The 24408-nt window shown below is 41.7% G+C and carries 27 protein-coding genes; all 27 read left to right on the plus strand.

The window, feature by feature from the left end; translation table 11 throughout:
* Positions 1–162 precede the first annotated feature (162 nt).
* The 27 genes from J2T50_RS02975 (at position 163) to secG (ending at position 24388) form a co-directional block, all read left to right on the plus strand.
* Positions 163–375, plus strand: coding sequence for a single-stranded DNA-binding protein (locus J2T50_RS02975; protein WP_366515773.1), 213 nt, complete (start codon positions 163–165; stop codon positions 373–375).
* A gap of 217 nt (positions 376–592) precedes the next feature.
* The gene (locus J2T50_RS02980) at positions 593–1204 is read left to right on the plus strand and encodes a glutathione S-transferase family protein (protein WP_253364049.1); all 612 of its coding nucleotides are present in this window, start codon (positions 593–595) and stop codon (positions 1202–1204) included.
* Positions 1205–1214: 10 nt separating this feature from the next.
* A complete protein-coding gene (locus J2T50_RS02985; RefSeq protein WP_253363537.1) occupies positions 1215–1430 on the plus strand; it encodes a DUF3955 domain-containing protein in 216 nt (71 codons plus the stop codon).
* A 2-nt stretch (positions 1431–1432) separates the two neighbouring features.
* Positions 1433–1993, plus strand: a complete 561-nt coding sequence (locus J2T50_RS02990; RefSeq protein WP_253363539.1) for a TMEM175 family protein — start codon at positions 1433–1435, stop codon at positions 1991–1993.
* A gap of 406 nt (positions 1994–2399) precedes the next feature.
* Positions 2400–3185 carry a TrmB family transcriptional regulator gene (locus J2T50_RS02995; RefSeq protein WP_253363541.1) on the plus strand — a complete coding sequence of 262 codons (786 nt, stop codon included), beginning with the start codon at positions 2400–2402 and terminating at the stop codon, positions 3183–3185.
* 13 nt (positions 3186–3198) lie between these two features.
* Positions 3199–4056: a sulfite exporter TauE/SafE family protein gene (locus J2T50_RS03000; protein WP_253363543.1), complete on the plus strand. Its 858-nt coding sequence runs from the start codon at positions 3199–3201 to the stop codon at positions 4054–4056.
* 18 nt (positions 4057–4074) lie between these two features.
* On the plus strand, positions 4075–5070 hold the full coding sequence (locus J2T50_RS03005) for an ornithine cyclodeaminase family protein (protein WP_253363545.1): 996 nt from the start codon (positions 4075–4077) through the stop codon (positions 5068–5070).
* A gap of 282 nt (positions 5071–5352) precedes the next feature.
* Positions 5353–6648 carry an ABC transporter substrate-binding protein gene (locus J2T50_RS03010; protein WP_253363547.1) on the plus strand — a complete coding sequence of 432 codons (1296 nt, stop codon included), beginning with the start codon at positions 5353–5355 and terminating at the stop codon, positions 6646–6648.
* 102 nt (positions 6649–6750) lie between these two features.
* On the plus strand, positions 6751–7623 hold the full coding sequence (locus J2T50_RS03015; RefSeq protein WP_253363549.1) for a carbohydrate ABC transporter permease: 873 nt from the start codon (positions 6751–6753) through the stop codon (positions 7621–7623).
* Positions 7616–8440, plus strand: a complete 825-nt coding sequence (locus J2T50_RS03020; RefSeq protein WP_253363551.1) for a carbohydrate ABC transporter permease — start codon at positions 7616–7618, stop codon at positions 8438–8440. The genes J2T50_RS03015 and J2T50_RS03020 overlap by 8 nt, the downstream gene beginning before the upstream one ends.
* A 12-nt stretch (positions 8441–8452) precedes the next feature.
* Positions 8453–11455: a glycoside hydrolase family 2 TIM barrel-domain containing protein gene (locus J2T50_RS03025; protein WP_253363553.1), complete on the plus strand. Its 3003-nt coding sequence runs from the start codon at positions 8453–8455 to the stop codon at positions 11453–11455.
* Between the two features lie 65 nt (positions 11456–11520).
* The gene (locus J2T50_RS03030) at positions 11521–12525 is read left to right on the plus strand and encodes a LacI family DNA-binding transcriptional regulator (RefSeq protein ID WP_253363555.1); all 1005 of its coding nucleotides are present in this window, start codon (positions 11521–11523) and stop codon (positions 12523–12525) included.
* A gap of 300 nt (positions 12526–12825) precedes the next feature.
* Entirely contained in the window at positions 12826–14556 is a 1731-nt protein-coding gene (locus tag J2T50_RS03035) for an ABC transporter ATP-binding protein (RefSeq protein WP_253363557.1), read from the plus strand.
* Positions 14556–16295: an ABC transporter ATP-binding protein gene (locus J2T50_RS03040; RefSeq protein WP_253363559.1), complete on the plus strand. Its 1740-nt coding sequence runs from the start codon at positions 14556–14558 to the stop codon at positions 16293–16295. Before J2T50_RS03035 ends, J2T50_RS03040 begins: the two co-directional genes overlap by 1 nt.
* A gap of 19 nt (positions 16296–16314) precedes the next feature.
* Positions 16315–17064 carry a class I SAM-dependent methyltransferase gene (locus J2T50_RS03045; RefSeq protein ID WP_253363562.1) on the plus strand — a complete coding sequence of 250 codons (750 nt, stop codon included), beginning with the start codon at positions 16315–16317 and terminating at the stop codon, positions 17062–17064.
* Between the two features lie 8 nt (positions 17065–17072).
* On the plus strand, positions 17073–18029 hold the full coding sequence (rsgA, locus tag J2T50_RS03050; RefSeq protein WP_253363564.1) for a ribosome small subunit-dependent GTPase A: 957 nt from the start codon (positions 17073–17075) through the stop codon (positions 18027–18029).
* Between the two features lie 140 nt (positions 18030–18169).
* Positions 18170–18667 (plus strand): rRNA maturation RNase YbeY, encoded by a 498-nt coding sequence (gene ybeY, locus J2T50_RS03055; RefSeq protein WP_222346811.1) that lies wholly within the window; start codon positions 18170–18172, stop codon positions 18665–18667.
* Entirely contained in the window at positions 18648–19049 is a 402-nt protein-coding gene (dagK, locus tag J2T50_RS03060) for a diacylglycerol kinase (RefSeq protein WP_253363566.1), read from the plus strand. The genes ybeY and dagK overlap by 20 nt, the downstream gene beginning before the upstream one ends.
* A 9-nt stretch (positions 19050–19058) precedes the next feature.
* A complete protein-coding gene (gene era, locus J2T50_RS03065) occupies positions 19059–19958 on the plus strand; it encodes a GTPase Era (protein ID WP_253363568.1) in 900 nt (299 codons plus the stop codon).
* Positions 19959–19975: 17 nt separating this feature from the next.
* The gene (locus J2T50_RS03070) at positions 19976–20452 is read left to right on the plus strand and encodes an NUDIX hydrolase (protein WP_253363570.1); all 477 of its coding nucleotides are present in this window, start codon (positions 19976–19978) and stop codon (positions 20450–20452) included.
* Positions 20453–20556: 104 nt separating this feature from the next.
* Entirely contained in the window at positions 20557–20838 is a 282-nt protein-coding gene (locus tag J2T50_RS03075; protein ID WP_253363572.1) for a hypothetical protein, read from the plus strand.
* A 209-nt stretch (positions 20839–21047) separates the two neighbouring features.
* The gene (locus tag J2T50_RS03080; RefSeq protein WP_253363574.1) at positions 21048–21260 is read left to right on the plus strand and encodes a helix-turn-helix domain-containing protein; all 213 of its coding nucleotides are present in this window, start codon (positions 21048–21050) and stop codon (positions 21258–21260) included.
* 11 nt (positions 21261–21271) lie between these two features.
* Positions 21272–22096, plus strand: a complete 825-nt coding sequence (gene mutM, locus J2T50_RS03085; protein WP_253363576.1) for a DNA-formamidopyrimidine glycosylase — start codon at positions 21272–21274, stop codon at positions 22094–22096.
* Positions 22093–22683 (plus strand): dephospho-CoA kinase, encoded by a 591-nt coding sequence (gene coaE, locus J2T50_RS03090; RefSeq protein ID WP_253363578.1) that lies wholly within the window; start codon positions 22093–22095, stop codon positions 22681–22683. Before mutM ends, coaE begins: the two co-directional genes overlap by 4 nt.
* 70 nt (positions 22684–22753) lie before the next feature.
* Positions 22754–23962, plus strand: coding sequence for a multidrug efflux MFS transporter (locus J2T50_RS03095; RefSeq protein WP_366515774.1), 1209 nt, complete (start codon positions 22754–22756; stop codon positions 23960–23962).
* The gene (rpmG, locus tag J2T50_RS03100; protein ID WP_075099873.1) at positions 23959–24108 is read left to right on the plus strand and encodes a 50S ribosomal protein L33; all 150 of its coding nucleotides are present in this window, start codon (positions 23959–23961) and stop codon (positions 24106–24108) included. Before J2T50_RS03095 ends, rpmG begins: the two co-directional genes overlap by 4 nt.
* Positions 24109–24154: 46 nt before the next feature.
* Complete coding sequence (secG, locus tag J2T50_RS03105) at positions 24155–24388, plus strand: preprotein translocase subunit SecG (protein WP_253363582.1); 234 nt, start codon at positions 24155–24157, stop codon at positions 24386–24388.
* The last annotated feature ends 20 nt before the right edge of the window (positions 24389–24408 follow it).

Here is a 24408-nt window from a genome sequence, read left to right on the forward strand (position 1 = left end):
GCTTTTTGTATGGTTTTGATACGTTGTTGAAGGACTGTTTTAAAAAGCGTTTTTAGAGATGTCAGAAAACTAGGGTTATAGAAAGAAGGCTATTGAAGCAATCTCTTAAGTCTGTGATGGCTTTAAAAGCAGTGTTAGCCCTTTATCAAGTGAATCAGGAATATAGCTCAAGTAGTAAATCTTACTAAAAAAAATAATTCACCGAGCTTTATTACCGTTCACTTATATGGTAAACAAGTTGAAATAATAGCTCAGCGTCTTTCTAAATGCTCATCAATATTGGTCAAGTGTGAGGTTATTCAATGCCCTTATACAAATCAACAGGGACAATGTCGTACTTCCCAGTATATTACCCATGGTAACTGGATAGCATAGAGAATAAGGAAGTGACCACGAAGTGTAAACAAGGGGGATTTTACGGCTTCTCAGCCAGTAAATTTATTTTAATTAATCAGAACGCATACAGGAAGTTTTCTTGTATGCGTTCTTTTAGGATATTACTAAATTATGAATAAGAAGGGGAAGTTGAAAAAATTAGCACTATGTAGTATAATTGGGTTTGTTCAATTAATAAAAAAGGAGTTTGATCGTGATGAAACTTTATTATGCACCAGGGACCTGTGCCCTCGCTTGTTGGATTGCTCTGGAATGGGCAGGAGCTGAATATAGTGTAGAGAAGGTTAATCCGCGTTCGGAAGAGTACAAGAAGATAAACCCATTAGCAATGGTTCCAGCCCTCGAAATTGGCCTATCTCGACCGATGACGCAGGCAGATGCGATTTTGCAGTATATTGCAGAAAGATACCCTGAAAGCCAGCTTGGTAGCGCAGAAGGTCTTGAAAACCAATTTGAATTCAATGAAACCATGGCCTTCTTAACAGGAGATTTCCATCCAGCCTTTTGGCCCATGTTTGTGCCATTTCGCTATACTGTTTCTAAAAAAACAGCTGATTTAGAGAATGTCCGTGAAGCGTCTTATCCGCTCATTGACAAGGTTATGAATCATCTGGATCATCTTATCGGAGACAGAGGACATGTGTATCAAAATAAGCGTAGTGTAGCCGATGCTTATGCATTTGTCATGGCACTCTGGTCTGAAAAGACGCCTAAGACCTGGAAAGATTACCCATATTTGTCAACCTTTATGGAACAAATGATGCAGGACCCTGTTGTCCAATCTGTTCTGGAGCAGGCTAATCAATAGGGGGGGATAAATGAAAAATATGGATTGGCTACGGGTTTTCGCCACATTATCTTTTTTTCTTGGAGTTCTGAGTTTTGTGGCAAAGAGTATTAGCCCAGAATACATTGATAAACAAGGTGTACTACATGAATATTTTTTTCTTGTTCCTACAGGATTCTTATTCATATTCCTTGGCTTACTTTTATTTATGCTATGGTTCTATAAAAAATTTGGAAAGAAGAGTTAAATATGTCTGGATCTCGACTAGAAGCATTTAGTGATGGTGTATTGGCAATCATTATTACAATTATGGTTTTAGAATTAAAAATTCCAAATACAGATAGTCTTGCAGGGTTATATTCTTCTCTTCCCACCATACTAGCCTATGTTCTGAGTTTTTTATATGTTGCAATTTACTGGAATAATCATCACCACCTTGCGAAAAGTATTACTAGAGTGACTTCTACAATACTTTGGTCTAATATGTTTTGGTTGTTTTGCATATCGCTTATCCCATGGGCGACAGCATGGCTTAATAGATTCTACAACAGTGTTATACCAGTTATGACATACTGTTTTGTCTTATTTATAACTGGAGTAGCTTACTATATTTTTCAAAATCAGGTTAGAAAAATAAACAATGAACTACATGCCGTTTTAGGATCAGACTATAAAGGAAAAATTTCTATTATGGTCTATCTTATTTCGTTTTTGGTTGCTCCATTATCTCCTTATTTATCTCTAATCGGTGTTATTTTGGTAGCGATTATCTGGTTTATTCCTGATCAACGTATTAGTAAGATGTTTTAAGTTATTTCAAACTTATTCTTATTAAAAAGTATATAGAGCTCTTAGGATTCAGTTTCTAAGAGTTTTTTACAGCTTGAACAAACTAAACTTATGGAGATATGTATTACAAAAGGTAATTTATGATCAATATGAGGCTGTTCGTAAAATTATGAGTTATTCGAGAGAAATAAATGTTTGGAATTTACTAAATTTTAACTTAAAATATGACAGAACTGGCTTTTATTGGCATTTCAACGATTTCGATAACCATCATAATAGTTATAGAGACAACCTTGTTTTGCAGGGTTGTTTTTTTGTTTCTACACACTAATGCAAAGAATGTTAAAAAAATCACAATTTTATATTGACAGAAAACGCATTTAGGAGTATAGTAGCTCTTGTAAGTAGCTACTAAAAAGGAGTATATATGCTGGTTCAAAAAATGAAACAGTTTGGCTTTGCTGAATCTGAAACAAATATCTATTTAACTTTGGTTGAAAATGGCTTGATGACCGGATATGAAGTGAGTAAAAAATCTGGTGTGCCAAGATCAAAAGTATACAATAGCTTAGAAAAGTTGGTAAAAAGAGGAGTCGTACTGGTCAATAAAAGTGAACCTAAATTATACTCAGCCTTGTCACCAGAGGAGCTTGTGAGCATGCTAAAGCATTCGACTTTGAGTGATATTGATTATTTAAAGGATCATTTGTCTGGGGTTAAAGAAAAGGAGAAAGACACCTTATTATGGCAATTAGAGCATAGGGAAGCAACTTTGTTGAAGTTGCTATACATGATTGAGCATACGAAAAGCAGTTTATACATTCAAATTTGGGAAGATGAGTTAACCCCAGATATTATCAATGCTTTACGGGATGCGGAGGCTCGTTTAGAGACCTTTGTTTGTATTCTCTTTAGCAATAGCGGCCATTATGACTTGCCATTCAAGCGTTTTTATCCTCATGGATTTGAAGCAGACAAGATTCGAGATATGGATGGCCGTTGGGTAAATTTAGTCTGTGATGATGATATTGTATTATTTGGCACGGTGGATGACCATTGTGACGTTATTTGGAGCCACAATAAAGCTATGCGACTTCTTGCAAAAGAGTACGTGAAACACGATGCCTATACGTTAAAAATCATTCAAGAGCACAGACCAGAATTACAAAACGACTATGGAAAGGATTTCGAAGGAATCCGCAAGATTTATTGATGGAGATTAAAAAATGTCATTCAAAGATATTTTATTGTTATTAGTTGTTGTTGTGAATGCGTATTTTGCCGTTATTTTTGTGAAAGATTTATTGGTTCATAGAAATGAAATTATGTCGGAAAAAGCAAATACGATTGCTCTTCCGTTTACGAGTGCGATTATCTTTTTCTTATCAACAGTTGGTATTTCAGACTTTGCGATTAGTACCAGTTTGTATCCAAAACTAAATTGGACGAGTGTGAAAAAATTGCCAGGTACATTGAATACCCAATGTACAATTCCAGTTGCTGTGATGGCGTTGGCCTACATTACAAAAATTGAAGTTAGTGTGGTAACCTTGATTGTCTGTATTGTTAGCCAAATGGTTGGTTCATATTTTGGAGCAAAATTTGCGGTTAAGTTACCTGCTGATAAGCTGAAAGTGTCAATTGGGATTGGGATGATTATCGCATCCTTGATTATCTTAGGTGGGAAATTTGGATTCTTGCCAGGTGGTGGCGATGCGACTGCATTAACAGGAATTAAATTAGTGATTGCAGCAATTGCTTTGGCGATTTTTGGAGCCTTGAATAATATCGGTATTGGTTCCTACGCTCTCACGATGATTACAGTCTATCTTTTGGGATTAAATCCAGCAGTGGCCTTCCCAATCATGATGGGGGCAGCGACTTTCTCTGTACCAGTTGGTAGTGTGCAGTTTGTCAAATCTGGAGAATACAGTCGTAAAATCACCCTATTTACATCAACTTTTGGTGTCCTAGGTGTGCTCTGTGCAGTCTTTGTGGTTACAAGTTTAAATACAGCTATCCTGCAATGGTTTGTTGCATTTATTCTCTTGTATAGTGCCTACGGTATGTTGAAGAAAAATTAAGAGTCTGGAGGAAAGAATATGCTTATTTTAACGAAATCAGACATCCAAGAATGTTTTTCAATGAAAGATGCGATTGCAGCGGCTAAGGATGCTGTTCGATTGTATTCATCTGGGAATGCGACAGTGCCCTTGCGCACAAATTTGGATGTAGTTGACTACCATGGACAAAGTTTATATATGCCTGCAGTGACGCGAGGCGAACAGAATGCTCTTGGTGTGAAAATTGTGTCTGTCTATCCTGAAAATATTGAAAAAGGATTGCCTTCTGTACCTGCCACCATGGTCACTCTTGACCCAGAGACAGGGATTGTATCGGCTGTGTTAGACGGCACTTATTTGACACAATTGCGTACAGCGGCAATTCAAGGAGCTGGAACAGAAGAATTGGCTAATCCAGATGCAAAAATCGCTGGGCTTATCGGAACAGGTGGACAAGGTTACCAGCAAGCGATTGCCATGATGACAGCTCGTCATTTAGAGGAATTACGCGTGTTTGATATTGATTTTCAGCGGGCACTATCCTTTGCTGAACAATTAAGTAAGGATGTAGCGGATACTTTTGCAACGAAGATTTATGCGGTAGAAACAGCAAAAGAAGCTGTAACAGATGCAGATGTTATCACAACAGTCACTACCTCTAAGGTCAATACTTTTGACGCAGCAGATGTGAAAAAAGGAGCCCATATCAATGGTATCGGAGCCTACACACCTGAAATGTTGGAATTACCGGCAGAATTATTGGTTAAAGCGAATGCAGTTGTCTTTGATACCAATGACGGGGTATTAGCAGAAGCAGGAGATATTTTAGAACCGATTAAAAAAGGACTGTTGACCAAAGAAGATTACACCGGAGAATTGGGTGATTTGCTTCTTGGAAATATTCATGGTCGTCAAAACAAGGAAGACATCACTGTTTTTAAGAGCGTGGGCTCAGCTGTTCTAGATATTGTGACTGCTCAAATAATTGTTGAAAAAGCCATTAAAAATGGTATTGGAACTCAAATTGATTTTTAAAAACAAGGATGCGAATAGGTCTACGGATTTATTCTTACCTTACTAACTACCGGTAGAACTCATAGGTGTTTTTCGGATTTGCTAGTTTGCTTCAAGCTGCAAATGCACAGAGAAACACTTATGAGTTTTTACTTTGTCGCTTCCTGGAGAATATAAAAGATTCCTCTGAAATTTTTAGTAAAATTTTAAAATTATTACTAAATACAATTGATAAAACGCTTACAATTTGATATGATGTCATTGTAGAAAATCAAAAAACAATCATTTAGGAGGAAATCTACAATGAAAAAATCAACAGTGAGTATGCTAGTTGCAAGTGTTTTGGTATCTAGTGCAGTGCTAGCTGGATGTGGTTCGTCGTCTGCGAGCAAATCTGGTAAAACTGATGTGGATTCACTTACAGTTTGGGCTTGGGATGCTAAGTATAATGTAAAAGCGGTTGAGTTGGCGGACAAGATTTACCAAAAGACAGATGATAAACCTGTAAAAGTAAAAATTGTAGAATCAGCTCAAGACGATATTGTACAAAAATTAAATACGGCTCTTAGTTCAGGTGTTACAAAAGGTCTGCCTAATATTGTATTGATTGAAGATTACCGTTCTCAAAGTTTTCTAGCTGCTTATCCAGATAGCTTTTTCCCTCTAACAGATGTCATCAATAGCAAGGACTTTGTGGATTATAAGATTGCTGCAGGTACTTACAATAAGGAAGTTTATAATGTTCCGTTTGATACAGCTTCAACAGGGATGTATGTGCGTACAGATATTTTAGAAAAAGCAGGCTACAAGCTAGAGGATTTACAAAATATCACTTGGAAACAGTACACAGAGATTGCCAAAGTTGTCAAAGAAAAGACAGGTGTGAAAGCAATTACCAACCAAATGGATGATTTGGGGCAAATTCGTGCCATGATTAACTCAAGTGGTGCTTGGTACACAGGAGAAGATGGAAAAACACCAACTATCAAAGACAATGTTGCGTTAAAAGAAGCATTTGAAGACATGAAGACATTGAACGATGGTGGTTTGATGAATTTGCATAATGACTGGGCTCAGTATGTTAGTGCATTTAACAAAGGAACAGTTTGGTCAGCACCAGCCGGTAATTGGTTGACACCATCTATCACAGCTGAAGCTTCTCAATCAGGAAAATGGGCTGTAGTGCCTTACCCTCGTCAGTCTGTAGAAGGCTCAGTAAATGCTTCAAACATGGGTGGTTCTTCATGGTATGTTATCAATCAAAATGGTAAGGAAGAAGCCGCAGAATTCTTGAAGGAAACATTTGGCTCTTCAGAAGAACTTTACAAACAATTGACGGAACAAATCGGTGCCATCGGTTCCTACAAACCAGCTACTGCCTCAGGCACTTATAATACAAAAGTTGATTACTTTGGCGGACAAGAAATTTACAAAGATTTTGCTGGCTGGGCAGAAAAAATTCCTGCAGTTAACTATGGATCAAATACTTACGAAATCGAAGATATTTTAGCTAAAGCCTTCCAAGATTATTCTAAAGGTGGAGATCTTGATAAGATATTGTCAGATGCTCAAAAAGAAGCAGAAGATCAGCTCAAATAAGATTTTCAATCAAAGTCTTAGGATGGAGAAATGTGCGGATAGAATTCTTTGATATCAGTCGAAGGTTTTATCCGCTTTCGATTTTAGGAAAGGTTGTGAAGAATGAAATCACATCTAAAAAAACAAATTGTCGGGTGGCTCTTTATTGCAGTGCCGGTTGCCCTTGTCTTTCTATTCTACTTTTATCCAATGATTCAATCCTTTATTCTTTCGCTTCAATCAGGCAAAGGGGTAAATATGGAATTTGTAGGATTGAAGAACTATAGTCGATTGTTCAAAGATCCAGATTTTGTTGTTGCAGTGAAAAATACCTTGATATTCTTGGTTTTTCAAGTTCCGATTATGGTTATTTTGGCCATGTATTTTTCAGTGCTTCTCAATAAAAAAACACTCAAATTCAAAGGGATGTTTCGAACAATTGTTTTTTTACCAGCGGTAACGTCTTTAGTAGCTTATTCTATTGTTTTTAAGTATTTGTTTCAAAATGATGGGATTATCAATAAGTTTTTGATGAGTTTACACCTGATTTCTGACCCGATACTGTGGTTGTCAGATCCAGTTTTAGCCAAAGTATTGATTGTCATTGCGATTACTTGGCGGTGGACGGGTTACAATATGATTTTCTTCTTGTCTGCTTTGCAAAATATCGACCCGCAGGTCTATGAAGCGGCAAGGATTGATGGGGCAAATGAACGTCAACAATTTTTCAAGATTACCATGCCTCTATTAAAACCGGTTATTTTATTTACTTCCATTACGTCTACAATCGGAACCTTGCAACTTTTTGATGAGCCGATGAATATTACTAATGGTGGACCAGGTAATGCTACGATGACCATTTCTCAGTATATTTATAATTTATCGTTCAAATATACCCCAGATTTTGGTTATGCAGCAGCGGTGTCTTATGGTATTGTGATTTTAGTGATAATCTTCTCGATTATGCAATTTAAGGTAGGTGGACGTGATGACTAAAAATAAGAATATTGGCTCCTATATCTTTCTAGGTTTGATGTCCATTGTTTTTGCATTCCCATTTTATTTCCTTTTGGTGAGTGCGACAAATAAATCAATTGATGTGACAAATGGTCGTCTTCTTCCTGGAGGTTACTTTTTTGAGAATTTAAAAAATCTTTTTGAAACAGCAGATATTGCTCGTGCTTTGAAAAATTCAGCTGTTATATCTGTTTTGCAGACTGTATTAGCCTTGTTTTTCGCTTCCTTAGCTGGCTATGGCTTTGAAATTTATCGATCCAAATACAAGGATATTGTTTTTAATGTTCTCATGTTGGCCATGATGATTCCATTTGCTTCTCTGATGATTCCGCTTTTCCGCTTATTTGGTAGCTTGTCCAATACAGTTCCAATTATTGGGATTGATACTTATGCCGCAGCGATTTTGCCCTATATTTCTACAGCTTTCTTAATTTTCTATTTCCGTCAAAATACGAAAATGTTTCCTAAGGATTTGTTGGAAGCGGGACGGATTGATGGGTTGTCAGAATTAGGTTGCTTTATTCGTATTTACATGCCATCTATGAAAACAACCTATGCCGCAGCAGGAATCATTACTTTCTTGTCTGCTTGGAATAACTATCTCTGGCCATTGATTGTTTTACAAACACCAGAAAATCAGACGATTCCATTGCTGATTTCAAATCTTGGCTCAAGTTACTCACCGGATTATGGTGTGATTATGACGGCTATTGTCCTAGCGACTTTACCAACCGCCTTGATTTTCTTTATTTTACAAAAACACTTTGTAGCCGGTATGCTTGGTTCCATCAAGTAATAGGAGAAATATATGTTAATCGAAAATTTTTATGAAAATGTAGATGTGCTCCATGTCAATATGATGCCGCGGAGAAATTACTACATTCCTTTTGAGAGTGCCGAGGCTGCCTTGGGTTCCAAACGTCGTTCGGAGTCGGCTCGGTTTGTGGACTTGAACGGTCAGTGGGGATTTCTGTATTATTCCTCCATCTTGGATGTGTTGGACAAAAGTTTAGAGGCTTTGGTGAATGCCCAGACAGAGAGTATTTCGGTGCCATCAACTTGGCAGCATTCAGGATATGACCAGGCAAATTACACCAATGTTCGCTACGCCATTCCTTTTGATCCTCCCTTTGTTCCAAATGATAATCCTGTCGGGCTCTATACGCGTTCATTTTCGGTAGAAGAAAGTGAGCTGGAATTCGACTTTCACTTGAATTTTGAAGGAGTGGACTCAGCTTTTTATGTTTGGGTCAATGGGCAATGGCTGGGCTACAGTCAAGTTTCTCATTCCATTTCAGAATTTGATGTGACTCCTTATTTACAGGTTGGGGACAATCAGCTGGCGGTTCTCGTCTTAAAATGGTCTGATGGGACTTATTTTGAGGATCAAGATAAGTTTCGGACGAGCGGAATTTTTCGAGATGTCTATCTCTTGAAACGTCCAAGAGAGCATTTAGTTCATTACTTGGTGCAACAGGAATTAAGCGATGATTTTTCAACGGCTCATCTGGATTTGGATTTCTTGGTGATGGACCCAGATTTGGTTGTTTCTGCCTATCAACTCTATGGGCCAGATGGTCAACTCTTGCAGGAAGGCGAGAGCTGGCAGGAAGTGACGATTGAGCAGGTACACCTCTGGACTGCTGAAACACCAGAACTGTATACCTTGATTTTTCAAGTGGGGCAAGAATGGTTCCGTGAGCGCATTGGTTTCCGACGTTTTGAATTTATTGACAATGTATTTCACTTGAATGGCCGGCCGATTAAACTCTATGGCGTCAATCAACATGATAGTCGTCCACGTACAGGGGCAACGGTTTCCGTTGCTGAGCAGATAGAAGATTTGCGCCTGATGAAAGAGCACCATATCAATGCGATTCGTACGGCTCATTATCCAAAGTCGCCCGAATTTTATGAGCTTTGTGACCAGTATGGTTTCTATGTCATGAGCGAAGCTGATGTGGAAGAACATGGCGTTGTTGAATTGTACGGTCGCGGTTGGAATGCGAATTACAATCAATTGGCAGATGATCCACGCTATATTGAGGTCATTAAGGACCGTGTGGCAGCATCAATTATTCCAAACCAGAACTTTACAAGCATTTTTATGTGGTCAATGGGCAATGAATCAGGTTTTGGGATTACCTTTGAAGAAGCTCTCAAATATGCCTATGAGTTAGATCCAAGTCGTCCTCGTCATTATGAAGCCTTTCACTATGCGGACCCTGATCGCGTTAATGATACGACCTATCTTTCTTGCTATTCTCGGATGTATCCAAGTGTAGAAGAGACGGAAGAACTCTATCTCAAGCAACCTGAGAAACCATTTGTCCTGTGCGAATATGCGCATGCTATGGGAAATGGACCAGGTGACTTGCGTGCTTATCATGAATTGATGGAGCGTTACCCGACATTTATGGGAGGCTTTGTCTGGGAATGGTGCGACCATGCTATTGTCCTAGGGACTGATGAGCATGGTCACGATTATTTCGGTTATGGTGGGGATGAGGGTTCTCGTTTCCACGATGGAAATTTCTGTGTGGACGGATTGGTTTCTCCTGACCGTGTACCGCACCGTGGTTTGAAGGAATTTCAAGCGATTCATAGACCGATTGTGTTAAAAGCTGTCGATACTGAAAAAGCATGTATCACCTTGCAAAATCAACTCTTCTTTGCCTCAACGGATAGTCGGTTCCGAGCAACTCTTCAGCACCAAGAAAATGGCGTGATTGTAGAGGAATACAAGTTTACTGTGCCAGCTATTCCAGCCAAGGGAGAGGCAGTCCTAGAGGTACCATTTGTCTTTCATCCTGATGTGCTGACCCACTTAAACTTGCATGTAGAATGGGCAGAGGAGCAATTGCTTATCCAAGCAGGAACGGCAGTGTCCAGCGAGCAATATCTGGTCTATGACCAACCGCTCATCTTGCCAGAATCTGAAAACGTATCTCTAGGCCAATCGTGGTTAGTAGAAGACTATGCAGACCGTTTGCAAATCTCAAACAGGGAAAATCAGTGGACGTTTGATAAACGAACAGGTGGTTTCTCTAGTTGGTTAGTAAATGGGCAGTCTGCATTAGAAACTCCGATGGAGTGGACTGTCTGGCGTGCTCCGACGGACAATGACCGCAATGTGAAGCCGGCCTGGCAGGATGCCGGTTTTTATCAGCCAACTACCAAGTTCTACTCTTGTGAATGGGAAATTGTAGGAGAGGACTTGGTTCTTGAAACGCATCTAGGTTTGGTGCCGATTTATAGGGAAAAAATCTTGGATATCAAAGCAAGATGGATCTTGACGAGTGCAGGTCGGATAAGCCTAACCGCTGATTTGACGCGCAATCAACTTCATCCGTTCTTGCCTCGGATTGGTCTCCAGTTGGGCTTGAAGAAGGAGTTGGACCGAGTAGAGTATCTGGGGAATGGACCATGGGAAGCTTACCAGGATAAGCATGAAGCCAGCTATTTCGGTCGGTTTGCAGCTCGGGTAGTGGATTTGTATGAGCACCATATTCGTCCGCAGGAATCTGGCTCTCATCGAGGAACGCATGAGCTAATCGTGCACGGACAGGCAGGTCAGGGCATCTGTATTCAATCGCAAGCAGGTTTTAGTTTCAATGCATCCTATTACTCACTTGAAACGTTGACAGAAGTAAGCCATGATCATGAGTTGACGGAGGCGGATCATCTGGTCTTACTCCTAGATGTGGAGCAAGCGGGAATTGGTTCCAATTCATGTGGGCCAGCACTCAGCACAGATTATCACCTCTTAGACGAAACCTATCGTTTAGAATTGACCATGCACTTGTTGTAGAAAGAGGGTAAGACTTGTTCTTACCCTTTATTTTAGATAAAATAGACAGAAAAGGAGGGAAGAAGTTGGCGACCTTAAAAGATATTGCGGACCAGGCTGGGGTGTCTCAGGCAACTGTTTCGCGCGTGCTCAATTATGACCAAGGACTTTCTGTGACGGATGAAACCAAGCGTAAAATTTTTGAAATCGCTGAATTGCTCCATTATGAGCAAAAAAGCAAAAAGAAAAAGAAGAAAACGATGGGCGCTCTAGGAATTTGTTACTGGTATTCTTATGAGGAAGAATTGGAAGACGTATTTTACCTATCGCTTCGCAAGTATATCGAGCTATGCGTCAAGGCCGAAGGATACGAAGCGAAGTTCTTCCAATTGACCAATCTGCCCACGGCTGAAGATAATTTGTCTGGAATTGTGACCATTGGAAAGTTCACAGAGGAACAAATTTCCTACCTCAAAACGGTCACTCCTCATATCTGTACGATTGACAATGATGCGATAGATTACGATGTTGATGCGGTCAATGCCAATTTGTACCAAGGAACCTTACTAGCGATTGAACAGCTCTTGCGGCTGGGACACACGCGTCTAGGAATGCTCGGAGGAGCTCGCAAAACAGAGCTTGAAAATGCATCTGAGCCACGATACGACGGACGTCAGCGTTATTTTGAGCGGATTTTACGGAGAATAGGGATGAACACAAGCGAGTTTCCAATTCTGATGACCAGTTTCACGGTTGATTCGGCTTACACAGCCATGAAGTCCTACCTTGAAGCAACTCCTGCATCGGATTTGCCAACAGCTTTTGTGGCAGCAAATGACCCAATTGCGATTGGAGCTATGAAGGCGATAAAGGAGGCCGGCTATCGTATACCAGAGGATATAGCGATTATCGGTATGAACGATGTGCATATCGCTGAATACGTATCGCCCTCTTTGACAACGGTACAAATACCGATTGAGCAGATGTGCAATGAAGCCCTTCGTTTACTGAAAAGTCGCATTGATGGAGAGACGGAAGTTGGCCGACAAATCCTATTATCCACCAAATTAATTGTCCGAGAAAGTTGTTAATCATTAAAAAATTAGAAAATAGGCTTGACAAGCGTTTCCCTTGTGCTATAATAAGACACAAATAATACCTAAGAAAGGAGAAACATCATGAACAAAGAAATGATGCGTGCAAAATTGAATAAGCAACCCCTCCTTTCTGAGATGCTGTCTTAGTCCTTTTTACTGTGATTAGGATACATATTACCTGTTAAGGTCTCAAATGGAGGAATCTGTTTGAGGCCTTTTTGCGTACATTTTTGAGGTGAAGTGATGTAGTGTTTAGTAGAATTCTTTGGAAAGAATGGAAATAGGAGATGAAAAATGTTTGGTTTAATTTTTAACTATGTCAAGAAACATAAGTGGATGTACCTCTTGATTGCTCTATTATTGATTGTTTACGACATGACCATGTTGGTACCGACCAAGGTCATTCAGGGATTGGTGGACAACTTGTCCAATCAACAGTTGACTGCTCAGGTTCTCTGGTCAAATGTGGGGATATTGGTGGCAGCGACCCTGGTCAACTATCTGTCAGCCTATATTTGGCATTACAAGCTCTTTCAAGCATCGGTCAATTTCAAATTTGACATGCAGTGGCAGGCTTTTCGAAAATTAGTATCCATGCGGACGCCTTTCTATGAGAAATTTCGTTCAGGTGATATGATGACCCGTTTTTCAACGGATGTGGAAGGTCTGATGGAAATGGTGGGCTACGGTCTCATGATTGTCGTCTACGCAGGCGGGATGATTGCCTTTATCATTCCAACTATGTTTTTGATGTCTTGGCAGATTACCCTGGTAGCCATGATTCCGATGGCGGTACTGATGACAGGTTCCTACTTTATCAGCCGCAAACAGGATGACTTGATAGAAGCAAGACGTGAGGCGATTTCTAACCTCAACAATGAGGTGCTTGAGGCGGTAGAAGGCATTCGTGTCATGCGGGCTTATTCGAAAAAGGCCAGACAGGAAAATCGGTTCGCCAAGCGTACCAGTGCCTTGGTAACATCGGGTGACCAGATTACAGCCTTGCAGTCGCTTTATCAGCCTATGGGGAGTCTCTTGATTGGCATGTCCACTGTACTTGTTCTGCTTCTGGGGGCTCATTTTTTGAAAATGGGTCAAGTTAGCTTGGGGCAGGTTATCGCCCTTCAGCTCTATATGGTTTCCTTGATTGAGCCGTTCTGGATGTTGTCAGACTTTATCTTGGTCTACCAGACAGGAAAGACGTCATTTGCCAAAGTCAATGAGCTGATTACAACAGGGGACGATATGGAAGTTGACGGGGAAGTGAGTTTGGCTCCTGGTCAGGATTACCAATTTAGAAATTACGACTTTTCTTATCCCAAGGCTGAACGGCCTAGCTTGCGCGGTATCAATTGGACTTTGAAAGCTGGTCAGACGGTTGGAATTGTCGGGAAAACGGGCTCTGGGAAGACAAGCTTGGTTCGTCAATTTTTGCGGCAATATCCACAGGGACAGGGAGAATTTTTGGTTAATGGCCTGCCGATTACATCCTATATGCGTCGTTCGGTGGAGCAGCTAATTGGCTATGTCCCTCAAGAGCACATCCTTTTCTCCAAATCTGTAGGTGAAAATATTGCTCTTGGGAAGTCGGATGCAAGTCAAGAAGAGATTTTGAAAGCTGTTGAGACGGCAGCCTTTGAAGAGGATTTGAAGCGGATGTCAGCTGGTCTTGAGACCATGATTGGTGAGCGTGGGGTGTCCATTTCCGGCGGGCAAAAGCAGAGGATTTCCATTGCACGTGCCTTCTTGTGTGACCCTGATTTGCTGATATTGGACGACTCCTTGTCTGCGGTCGATGCACGGACAGAACGTCAGATTATCCACAATATCCAAAAAGAGCGGGCAGGGAAGACCAATATCATCGTGACCCACCGTCTGTCTGCGGTCAACCATGCAGATTGGATTTTGGTGCTGGACGACGGTGCTATCGTCGAGGAAGGAACTCCTGCCGACTTGTTAGCGCAAGGTGGTTGGTATTATGAACAGTATCAGCGCCAACAAAGTGAAGAGAAAGGGGAGGAATAATGAAAATTATCGTTCCATTAGTAAAAGAAATTAAACATGTGGCCGTCCTCTTTTTCTGGGGAGTTCTGCTATTTTTACTGGCTACATTGGCTAGTCAGGTTGCTCCCTTGCTCTTGCAGGCGGTCATTGATGGACCTTTGACAGATTTGAGTAAGCACATGGCCTTTGATGAGGCGGATTTTTTAGAGCGTTTGGCAGGCTATGTGGGCTTGATAGCACTGGGTGGGGGTCTTTCCTATCTAGCAATGCGTATCTTGATTCATTCTGCCAATAAAATCGCAGAAAATCTGCGGAATCGTGCCTATGATGTCATGCAAAATCTACCAATTTCCTACTTTGACGATAAACCAGCGGGTAAGATTGCAACGCGGATTGTTAATGATACGGAGACCCTGCGCAATCAATTTTACAGCATGCTGGTCTATATCGGCTCCAACGTCGTCCGTGTTGTGATTACCTACGGCATCATCTTTTATATGAATGTTAGCCTTGGTTTGGTTTTGCTGCTGTTGATACCTGTTTTTTATCTGATACAGCTCATCTATGCCAAGATGACCAATGCTCCTATGAAGGATTTCTATGATGCCAGAAGCGAAGTCAATACACAAGTCAATGAAACCATGAACGGTGCCAGTCTGATTCAATTATTTGGACAAGAAGAGCATATCTTAGACGAATTTGAAGCGACAGCTACCAAAATGAAGAATGCAGATAATCGGATTATCTGGGCCCAGTCCATTGCCTCTTGGCCCTTGACTGAATTCATTAAAAATATGGTGGTAGCAGCTATTTTGACTCTGATCGGGATGCAGTTCTTATCAGGACATGCAGCTATCACAGCAGGCCGTCTCTTTATCTATCTTAATTATGTCATCGAGTTATTTGACCTCATGGGTATGCTAGTTCGCCAACTTCCAAATATCCAACGTTCTATGGAGACGGGGCAACGTGTCTTGAACCTGCTAGATGCCGAAACAGAAATAGATGCGGCAGAAGAGTTAGTTGTAAAAGATGGGCGCGTGCGGTTCGAAGCAGTCCAATTTGCCTACGAGGAAGGTAAGCCTGTCTTACAGGACATTAACCTTGAAGTGGAAAAGGGGCAAACCATTGCCTTGGTGGGACACACTGGTTCGGGGAAATCATCCATTATGAACCTCCTCTATCGCTTTTATGACCCGCAATCTGGTCGTATTTTGATTGATGATCAGGATATCAGCCAGTTTTCACGCGAAAGTCTCCGTTCTTACATGGGGATTGTCCTCCAAGACCCCTATTTGTTCACAGGGACGATTACGACAAATGTAGCTATGGACAAAACGGATGCCAAGGATGAGGACATTCTTGCAGCCTTGGAACAAGTGGGAGCGGGAGATTTGCTTAGCCGCTTGAGCAAGGGCATTCATGAACCTGTCGTAGAAAAAGGTGCTTCCTTTTCAAGTGGGGAGCGTCAGTTAATTGCCTTTGCGCGGACCCTCTTTTCTAATCCCAAGATTTTGATTTTGGATGAGGCAACCTCGCATATTGATACCGAGACAGAGGACATTATCCAGCGGGCTATGGAAGTGGTCAAGGCTGGACGGACGACCTTTATCATCGCCCACCGCTTGTCGACTATTCAAAATGCGAATCAGATTTTGGTACTGGACGCAGGACAGATTGTCGAGAGAGGCAATCATGAAGAACTGCTGGCTCTTGGCGGTATTTACGCTCACATGCACAAGATTCAGCAGAAAGTATAATTAGAAAGTATAAGAAAAAATGACAGATTATCAGAAAATCAACCAAGAAACTATTGATCGTTGGGTCGAGGAAGGCTGGGAATGGGGCATTCCTATTTCACATGAAGATTATGTCCGAGCTCAAGAAGGCAAGTGGGAGATGCTCTTGACGCCAACCGTTCCTGTTCCCCACGATTGGTTTGGAGACTTGGCAGGCAAAAAAGTGCTGGGACTAGCTTCTGGCGGTGGTCAGCAAATGCCCATTTTTGCAGCATTGGGAGCAGATTGTGTAGTTTTGGATTATTCAGGCCAGCAAATCGCGTCCGAAATCATGGTGGCAGAACGTGAAGGCTACACCATTGAGACCATTCAAGGCGATATGACCAAGCGACTTCCTATTGAGGATGAGACTTTTGACTTGATTTTTCATCCGGTTTCCAACTGCTATATTAAGGATGTGGAATTTGTCTTTGCCGAGGCCTATCGTGTCTTGAAAAAAGGCGGCATTTTCCTAGCGGGACTTGGAAATGAAATCAACTATATCGTGGACGAGGCAGAGGAGAAAATCGTTTGGAAGATGCCATTTGATCCAACAACAGATGAAAAAGCGCGTGCTTTTATGGAAGCAGAAGATTGCGGTATGCAGTTTTCCCACACGATTGAAGAGCAAATCGGTGGTCAATTAAAAGCAGGCTTTACCCTCAAGGACCTCTACGAAGACACCAATGGAACAGGTCGGCTCCACGACCTCAATATCAAGACCTTCTTAGCAACAAAAGCGGTTAAATAAGGAGTTTTATGCCAGAATATTATTTTGCTCTGAAGGGAGACAATCCCCAGCAAGCACGAATTATTTCAGAAAATAGGATGAACTATATCTTAGGCTTTGCGGATGGTCATGTGGAAGATGTTTCAAAAAAACAAGGCCAGAAAAACTTGTTTGTGGGGGATATTGTTGCCTTATCTACCGAAGGGAATCATGAGCGATTACATGTGGTCGAGCGGAAAAATAAGATTCAAAAAGCCAATAATACAACGGCAAAGAGTTATCATTTTTCAGATCAAGATCAGGTGCTAGCGACCAATATTGACCAGGTGTTCATTCTGATATCGCTGGACCAAAATTTTTCTATTTCAAAGTTAGAACGTTACGTGCTGGTCTTTTCTCAGCAGGAAGTCAACTTGACCATTGTCTTGAGTAAGAAGGATCTGTGTCCTGACTATGCGACTGTCATGGAGGAAATCCAGCAACTCTACTCCAATATTACTCTAGTGGCCATTAGCAGTGAGGATCAAGACTCTATTGATACGCTAAAAGGAAATTTAGTAGCGGGTGGGATTGGTCTTTTCATCGGGACGTCTGGAGCAGGCAAGTCCACCTTGGTCAATCTCTTACAGGAAGAATTCTCTGCCAAAGTCAATGCCGTGAAGCGACAGGATGGGAAAGGCAAGCACACGACGACTAGCAGCACCTTTGTCTACTGTCCAGACTTAGATTACTATGTGGTGGACACACCGGGATTCAAGGGAATTGACAGCCATTATGCTATGGACACCAAGTCCTTGTTTGCAGTCATTGATGACTTGGCTGCAGCTTGTAAATTTAGCAATTGCCAGCACAGGACAGAGCCCAAGTGTGCGGTCAAAGCCGCTCTTGAAAATGGGACTCTTAATCCAACTATTTTAGAACGCTATCACTATAACTTGGACAAGATGGAACTCTTATCCCAACGAAGAGAAAGCTGGCGCTTGTGAGTTGGTTCAATGGTAAGTGGGGAAACTATGAATATGCTATAATGCTTAGTAATAAATGGGGACTGCCTGGCAGCCCCTTTTTTCTTTCGGCATTGGTTGGCTTTGTGGTATAATGGAAAAAAGACAGAAAAGAGAAAAACATGTATATTGAAATGGTGGATGAGACGGGGCAAGTATCGTCTCAAATGCAGGAACAAATTACGGAGTTGCTGAATTTTGCAGCTAGCAATATTGGTAAGGAAAATAAGGAAATGGCTGTCACTTTTGTGAATAATGCACGGGTGCACGAAGTCAATTTGGAATACCGTGGGATTGACCGCCCAACAGATGTGGTGAGTTTGGAGTATAAGCCAGAGCAGGAAATCCTCTTTGATGAGGAAGATTTGGCTGAAAATCCTGAACTGGCTGAGATGATGGACGAGTTCGATAGCTATATCGGTGAGCTCTACATTTCCATTGATAAGGCGCGTGAGCAAGCGGAAGACTACGGTCATTCTTATGAACGGGAAATGGGATTTTTAGCGGTACACGGTTTCTTGCATATCAACGGGTATGATCATTACACACCAGAAGAAGAAGCAGAAATGTTTGGACTACAGGAAGAGATTTTGACTGCTTATGGACTTACACGAGAATAACTCACAAAAAAAGTGGAAAAACCGTGATTTAGTAGCCAGTATGGAATTTGCCATCACTGGTCTGTTTACGGCTTTTAAGGAAGAGCGCAACATGCGCAAGCATACGGTGTCAGCCATCTTGGTCTTGATAGCAGGATTGATTTTTCGTGTGTCGGTGACCGAGTGGCTCTTCTTGCTCTTGAGCATTAGTCTGGTTATCGCTTTTGAGATTGTCAATTCGGCTATTGAAAATGTGGTGGACCTGGCTAGCGGTTATCACTTTTCCATGCTTGCAAAAAATGCCAAGGATATGGCAGCTGGGGCGGTTTTATTCGTCTCGGGCTTTGCCTTGCTGACAGGGCTAATTATTTTTGTTCCAAAAATTTGGAATTTACTATTTTAAGGAGAAACTATGACATTTAAATCAGGATTTGTGGCGATTTTAGGTCGTCCAAATGTTGGAAAATCAACCTTTTTGAATCATGTAATGGGTCAAAAAATTGCCATCATGAGCGATAAGGCGCAGACAACTCGTAATAAAATCATGGGGATTTACACAACGGATACCGAGCAGATTGTCTTTATCGATACGCCGGGGATTCATAAGCCTAAGACAGCGCTTGGGGATTTCATGGTGGAATCCGCTTATTCGACCTTGCGCGAGGTGGAGACCGTTCTCTTCATGGTACCGGCTGATGAAAAACGTGGCAAAGGGGACGATATGATTATCGAGCGTCTCAAAGCTGCAAATATCCCAGTTATCTTGGTGATCAATAAAATTGACAAGGTGCATCCAGACCAGCTCTTGGAGCAGATTGACGACTTCCGTAGCCAGATGGATTTCAAAGAAGTGGTGCCTATTTCAGCCCTTCAAGGCAATAATGTCGAAACCCTTCTTTCGCTTTTGAAGGAAAATTTGGAAGAAGGCTTTCAGTACTTCCCGGAAGACCAAATCACCGACCATCCAGAACGCTTCCTTGTATCGGAGATGATTCGTGAGAAAGTTTTGCACCTGACGCAGCAAGAAGTGCCTCACTCTGTAGCTGTAGTGATTGAGTCCATGAAACGCGATCCAGAGACGGATAAGGTGCATATTCGTGCGACCATCATGGTAGAACGTGATAGCCAAAAAGGCATTATTATCGGGAAACAAGGCGCGATGCTCAAGAAGATCGGTAAAATGGCCCGTCGCGATATTGAACTCATGCTGGGGGACAAGGTTTACCTCGAAACTTGGGTCAAGGTCAAGAAAAACTGGCGTGATAAAAAGTTGGACCTAGCTGACTTTGGCTATAATGAGAAAGAGTATTAGAGAACAAGGTAAAACAAATGAACCAAGACTATATTTCCTACATCCGATCAAAAGTTGGTCATGATAAGATTATGCTCAACTTTGTGGGAGGTATTCTGACGGATGAGGCTGGGCGCGTGCTCTTGCAACTTCGTGGTGATATGCATACTTGGGGGCTACCAGGTGGCGCCATGGAGCTTGGAGAAAGTTCGGTTGATACCTGTAAGCGGGAATTTTTGGAAGAAACGGGGATTACCGTAGAGCCAGTCCGCTTGCTGAATATTTATAGCAATACGGAAACCCACTATCCAAATGGAGACAAAACGCAGTCTATCGTCATCCTCTATGAGGTCAAGGCTTTGTCGGATGCGACAAAATTGGACTTTACGGACTCGGAAACCTTGGCACTCCGCTTTTTCTCAAGAGAAGAGATTGCTGGGATGACAGATCTGTTTGAAAAACACCGTGTCATGCTGGAAGAATTCTTTTCTGGTCATTTTGAAATGGGTCGATAAGTTGAGCTTTGCTCAGCTTATTTATTTTTCTTGACAGGTAGAAATTATTGTTTTATAATAATTTAAAACAAACAATTATTGTAAAACAATAAAGTAGGATTGTCATGAACAGTCAAAATAGTAAATTTATCGTAACTTTCTTGTTCAGAATGCTGCAGTTTATCTTGTTGATGTGGTTTCTAGTTAGAGGAGGTATCGGCATAGTTATGTTGATTTTAGACTGGAAGCAGTCTTATGAGCCTGTTCAAGTCTTATTTACCCTACTTTTTCAACTATTTTGGGTGGGGTTGTTGCCAATTCTTTTGTTGAATGCTGTCCGTAAATTTGTACTAAATTTAATAGAAAATCGTCTGTTCACAGAAGAGACTTATCAGCTGAGTAAATAGATTTTTGTGCTAAATCTTGTCCTTATCTTTTGCAGTGTGGTAGATGATGTTTTTATCAGCCTGAAATCATTTAGCGGTTTTGAGTAAGTCTTTTTGAACTATATTTTTCCATACTTTGACAATGACATATTGTTATTGGTGTTTGTCAGTCTGATGATTATTGTGAAAAATGGACTTCAATTAAAAGAAGAGATGGATGGATTTATCTGATGGGGGAGATTAGAGTACATCTGGATAAAGTGTTGGCCGAGCGGGGTATTAGTTCCAAAGAACTAGCTCAGCTAATCGGGATTACACAGGCAAATTTATCCATATTAAAAACCGGCAAGGCAAGAGGGATTCGATTTGCAACCTTATTAGCCATTTGTGAGGCTTTGGATTGTCAGCCGGGAGATATTTTAAGCTATTCGAAAGAGGATTAGAAAGGAATACTATGCCAGAATTGCCAGAAGTGGAGACGGTGCGTCGAGGTTTGGAGCGCTTGGTTCTTGGAAAAGAGTTGAGAACTGTCGAAGTACGAGTTCCAAAAATGATTCGCAGTGGTGTTGAAGATTTCGTCACCTATCTCCCTGGTCAAAAATTCGTGTCAGTTGGTCGTCGAGGGAAATACTTGCTCATCTACCTGACAGATTTTGTCCTGATTTCCCACTTGCGGATGGAAGGCAAGTACCTGCTCTTTCCAGATCAAGTACCTGAAAACAAGCACTTTCATGTCTTTTTCAAGCTAACTGATGGTTCAACTTTGGTCTACCAAGATGTGCGTAAGTTTGGTACCATGGAATTGGTAGACAGTGAGGCTGTGGAAGCCTATTTCCAGTCTAAAAAGATTGGCCCAGAGCCGATAGAGGCGGATTTTCAGCTCTGCCATTTCCAAGAAAAGTTATCCAAGTCTGCAAAAACCATCAAAAATCATCTTTTGGATCAGACTTTGGTCGCAGGTCTGGGCAATATCTATGTGGATGAGGTGTTGTGGGCTGCGCAAATCCATCCTAGTCGGTCATCTTCTAGTCTAACCGATGAAGAAAGCGCGCGGATTCGTGAGGAGATTATCCGCATTCTGCAGCTGGCGGTGGAAAAAGGTGGCTCGACTATTCGGACCTACCGCAATGCCTTGGGCGAAGACGGTACCATGCAGGAATATTTGCAGGTTTATGGGAAAACTGGCCAGAAGTGCCCACGCTGCCAGACGACCATTGAAAAAATACAACTAGGTGGACGGGGGACACATTTTTGTTCGAAGTGTCAGGTGAAAAAATGACAAAGATTATCGGAATTACAGGGGGAATTGCCTCTGGGAAGTCGACTGTGACAGCTTATTTGCGACAATTAGGCTACCAAGTAATTGATTCAGACCAAGTGGTGCACGACCTCCAAGTAAAAGGTGGAAAATTGTATCAGGCCTTGGTGGAGTGGCTGGGGCAGGATATTTTGGATCAAGAAGGCCATCTCAATCGTCCTGCCTTGGCACAAATTATCTTTTCATCCAAGGAAAATTTGGACCGGTCAGCAGACTTGCAAAATGGCATCATCCGCGCAGAGTTAGGGAAGAGAAGAGACCAGTTGGTGCAGACAGAGTCTGTGTTTTTCATGGATATTCCCCTGCTCATCGAGGCTGATTATGTGGACTGGTTTGATGAAATTTGGCTAGTGGCTCTAGATGAAGAAACCCAGTTGCAGCGCTTGAAAGAGCGCAATGGTTACTCGGACCAGGAGGCGAAAAAACGTTTGGACAGTCAGATGTCTCTGGCGCAGAAACATCCATTTGCTCATTGTGTGATTGACAATAGTGGCAGTAAAGAGGAAACTTTTGCCCAAATTAGGCACGCCTTGGAAGGAATTTCCTAAAAAATCAGTCTTTCTTCTGGCTTTGTGTTATAATAGTCAAAGACTTTACAGAGAAAGAAGATGATGACTTATTTCGACGAATGCAGTAAATTGGCGTCAAAATTTAAAAGTAGCTTGGCTCGGGAACTTCTTTACTGGGGCAAGCTTTTCACTTGTTATGCCCTTCATGGTGCTTTATGTAGAAGAGCTGGGTGCGCCTAAAAGCAAGGTGGAGCTGTATGCTGGCCTGGCCGTATCGCTTTCAGCCCTAGCCTCAGCTCTGGTTTCCCCGATTTGGGGTCGCTTGGCGGACCGATTTGGTCGCAAGCCCATGATGGTCCGAGCAGCGTTAGTCATGACCTTCACCATGGGTGGGCTAGCTTTTGTGTCCAATGTTTACTGGCTGTTGGTATTGCGGATATTGAATGGTGTCTTTGCGGGCTATGTGCCTAATTCGACGGCCCTGATTGCCAGTCAGGCTCCAAAGGAACATTCGGGATATGCCTTAGGGACCTTGGCAACAGGTGTTACGGGCGGCAGTCTGATTGGTCCCTTGCTTGGAGGGCTCTTGGCAGAGTGGCTCGGTATTCGACAAGTCTTTCTCTTGGTTGGCTTCATTCTCTTAATCTGTACCTTGATGACGATTTTCTTGGTTAAGGAAGATTTTGAGCCCATTACGCGGGAAGATGTGTTGCCGACTCGAGAAGTTTTCAGACAGGTTAGCAGCTTGCAAATCATGATTGGCTTGTTTGTAACCAGCATGATTATTCAAATTTCGGCCCAGTCTATTGCACCGATTTTAACGCTCTACATTCGTCATCTGGGGCAAACGACAAATCTCATGTTTGTGTCTGGTTTGATTGTGTCAGCACTTGGTTTTTCAAGCATGCTGAGCTCGTCTTTTCTGGGAAAAATTGGCGACAGAATTGGCAATCATAGACTTTTATTGCTTGCCTTGTTTTATAGCTTTGCCATGTATTTTCTCTGCGCTTTAGCTCAGACGCCGCTGCAATTAGGGATTCTTCGTTTCCTTTACGGTTTTGGCGTAGGAGCCCTCATGCCAAGTATCAATTCACTTCTGAGCAAGATTACACCTAGAGAAGGGATTTCACGGATTTTTAGCTACAATCAGATGTTTAGCTATATGGGGCAAGTGGCAGGGCCTTTTGTCGGGTCAATGGTGGCTACTCACCTAGGTTACCGAATGGTCTTTTACGTGACGGCGATGATTGTCTTTGTCAATTTTAGCTGGAGTTTAATCAATTTTAGAAAGTATCTTAAAGTAAAGGAAATTGTGTGAGAGTAAAAATTAATTTACAATGTTCAGAGTGTGGCAGCAAAAACTATCTGACCAGCAAGAATAGTAAAACTCATCCGCAGAAAATAGAGGTTCTAAAGTATTGTCCCAAGGAAAGAAAAGTGACCCTTCACCTTGAAACAAAATAGAATATGTGTTATACTGTAGGGAGTTATTGAAGGAAGTGAACAAAAAATGTACCAAATTTTATTAACCGTTCTTTTAGTTTTATCAGTGATTACAGTTGTTGTAATCTTTTTACAGCCTGCTAAAAACCAATCTAGCAATGTTTTTGATGCCAGTTCAGGTGCCCTATTCGAGCGAACAAAAGCACGTGGATTTGAGGCAGTGATGCAACGTTTGACAGCTATCCTTGTATTGTTATGGATGCTTGTAGCTGTTGGTTTGGTTATCATTTCAAGTAAATAAATGGTACAGGGGCTTATCAG

The organism is Streptococcus gallinaceus (genome assembly GCF_024170225.1).
GTDB classification, from domain to species: Bacteria; Bacillota; Bacilli; order Lactobacillales; family Streptococcaceae; genus Streptococcus; species Streptococcus gallinaceus.

Bases quoted from the DNA above. Each gene is read 5' to 3' on its own strand.
- J2T50_RS03025 (WP_253363553.1), top strand. From the start codon at position 8,453: ATGTTAATCGAAAATTTTTATGAAAATGTAGATGTGCTCCATGTCAAT.
- J2T50_RS03015 (WP_253363549.1), top strand. From the start codon at position 6,751: ATGAAATCACATCTAAAAAAACAAATTGTCGGGTGGCTCTTTATTGCA.
- J2T50_RS02985 (WP_253363537.1), top strand. From the start codon at position 1,215: ATGAAAAATATGGATTGGCTACGGGTTTTCGCCACATTATCTTTTTTT.
- J2T50_RS03070 (WP_253363570.1), top strand. From the start codon at position 19,976: ATGAACCAAGACTATATTTCCTACATCCGATCAAAAGTTGGTCATGAT.
- J2T50_RS02995 (WP_253363541.1), top strand. From the start codon at position 2,400: ATGCTGGTTCAAAAAATGAAACAGTTTGGCTTTGCTGAATCTGAAACA.
- secG (WP_253363582.1), top strand. From the start codon at position 24,155: ATGTACCAAATTTTATTAACCGTTCTTTTAGTTTTATCAGTGATTACA.
- J2T50_RS03020 (WP_253363551.1), top strand. From the start codon at position 7,616: ATGACTAAAAATAAGAATATTGGCTCCTATATCTTTCTAGGTTTGATG.
- era (WP_253363568.1), top strand. From the start codon at position 19,059: ATGACATTTAAATCAGGATTTGTGGCGATTTTAGGTCGTCCAAATGTT.
- J2T50_RS03000 (WP_253363543.1), top strand. From the start codon at position 3,199: ATGTCATTCAAAGATATTTTATTGTTATTAGTTGTTGTTGTGAATGCG.
- J2T50_RS02990 (WP_253363539.1), top strand. From the start codon at position 1,433: ATGTCTGGATCTCGACTAGAAGCATTTAGTGATGGTGTATTGGCAATC.
- J2T50_RS02980 (WP_253364049.1), top strand. From the start codon at position 593: ATGAAACTTTATTATGCACCAGGGACCTGTGCCCTCGCTTGTTGGATT.
- J2T50_RS03005 (WP_253363545.1), top strand. From the start codon at position 4,075: ATGCTTATTTTAACGAAATCAGACATCCAAGAATGTTTTTCAATGAAA.
- J2T50_RS03035 (WP_253363557.1), top strand. From the start codon at position 12,826: ATGTTTGGTTTAATTTTTAACTATGTCAAGAAACATAAGTGGATGTAC.
- mutM (WP_253363576.1), top strand. From the start codon at position 21,272: ATGCCAGAATTGCCAGAAGTGGAGACGGTGCGTCGAGGTTTGGAGCGC.
- J2T50_RS03040 (WP_253363559.1), top strand. From the start codon at position 14,556: ATGAAAATTATCGTTCCATTAGTAAAAGAAATTAAACATGTGGCCGTC.
- J2T50_RS03010 (WP_253363547.1), top strand. From the start codon at position 5,353: ATGAAAAAATCAACAGTGAGTATGCTAGTTGCAAGTGTTTTGGTATCT.
- rsgA (WP_253363564.1), top strand. From the start codon at position 17,073: ATGCCAGAATATTATTTTGCTCTGAAGGGAGACAATCCCCAGCAAGCA.
- J2T50_RS03045 (WP_253363562.1), top strand. From the start codon at position 16,315: ATGACAGATTATCAGAAAATCAACCAAGAAACTATTGATCGTTGGGTC.
- dagK (WP_253363566.1), top strand. From the start codon at position 18,648: ATGGACTTACACGAGAATAACTCACAAAAAAAGTGGAAAAACCGTGAT.
- J2T50_RS03075 (WP_253363572.1), top strand. From the start codon at position 20,557: ATGAACAGTCAAAATAGTAAATTTATCGTAACTTTCTTGTTCAGAATG.
- J2T50_RS03080 (WP_253363574.1), top strand. From the start codon at position 21,048: ATGGGGGAGATTAGAGTACATCTGGATAAAGTGTTGGCCGAGCGGGGT.
- coaE (WP_253363578.1), top strand. From the start codon at position 22,093: ATGACAAAGATTATCGGAATTACAGGGGGAATTGCCTCTGGGAAGTCG.
- ybeY (WP_222346811.1), top strand. From the start codon at position 18,170: ATGTATATTGAAATGGTGGATGAGACGGGGCAAGTATCGTCTCAAATG.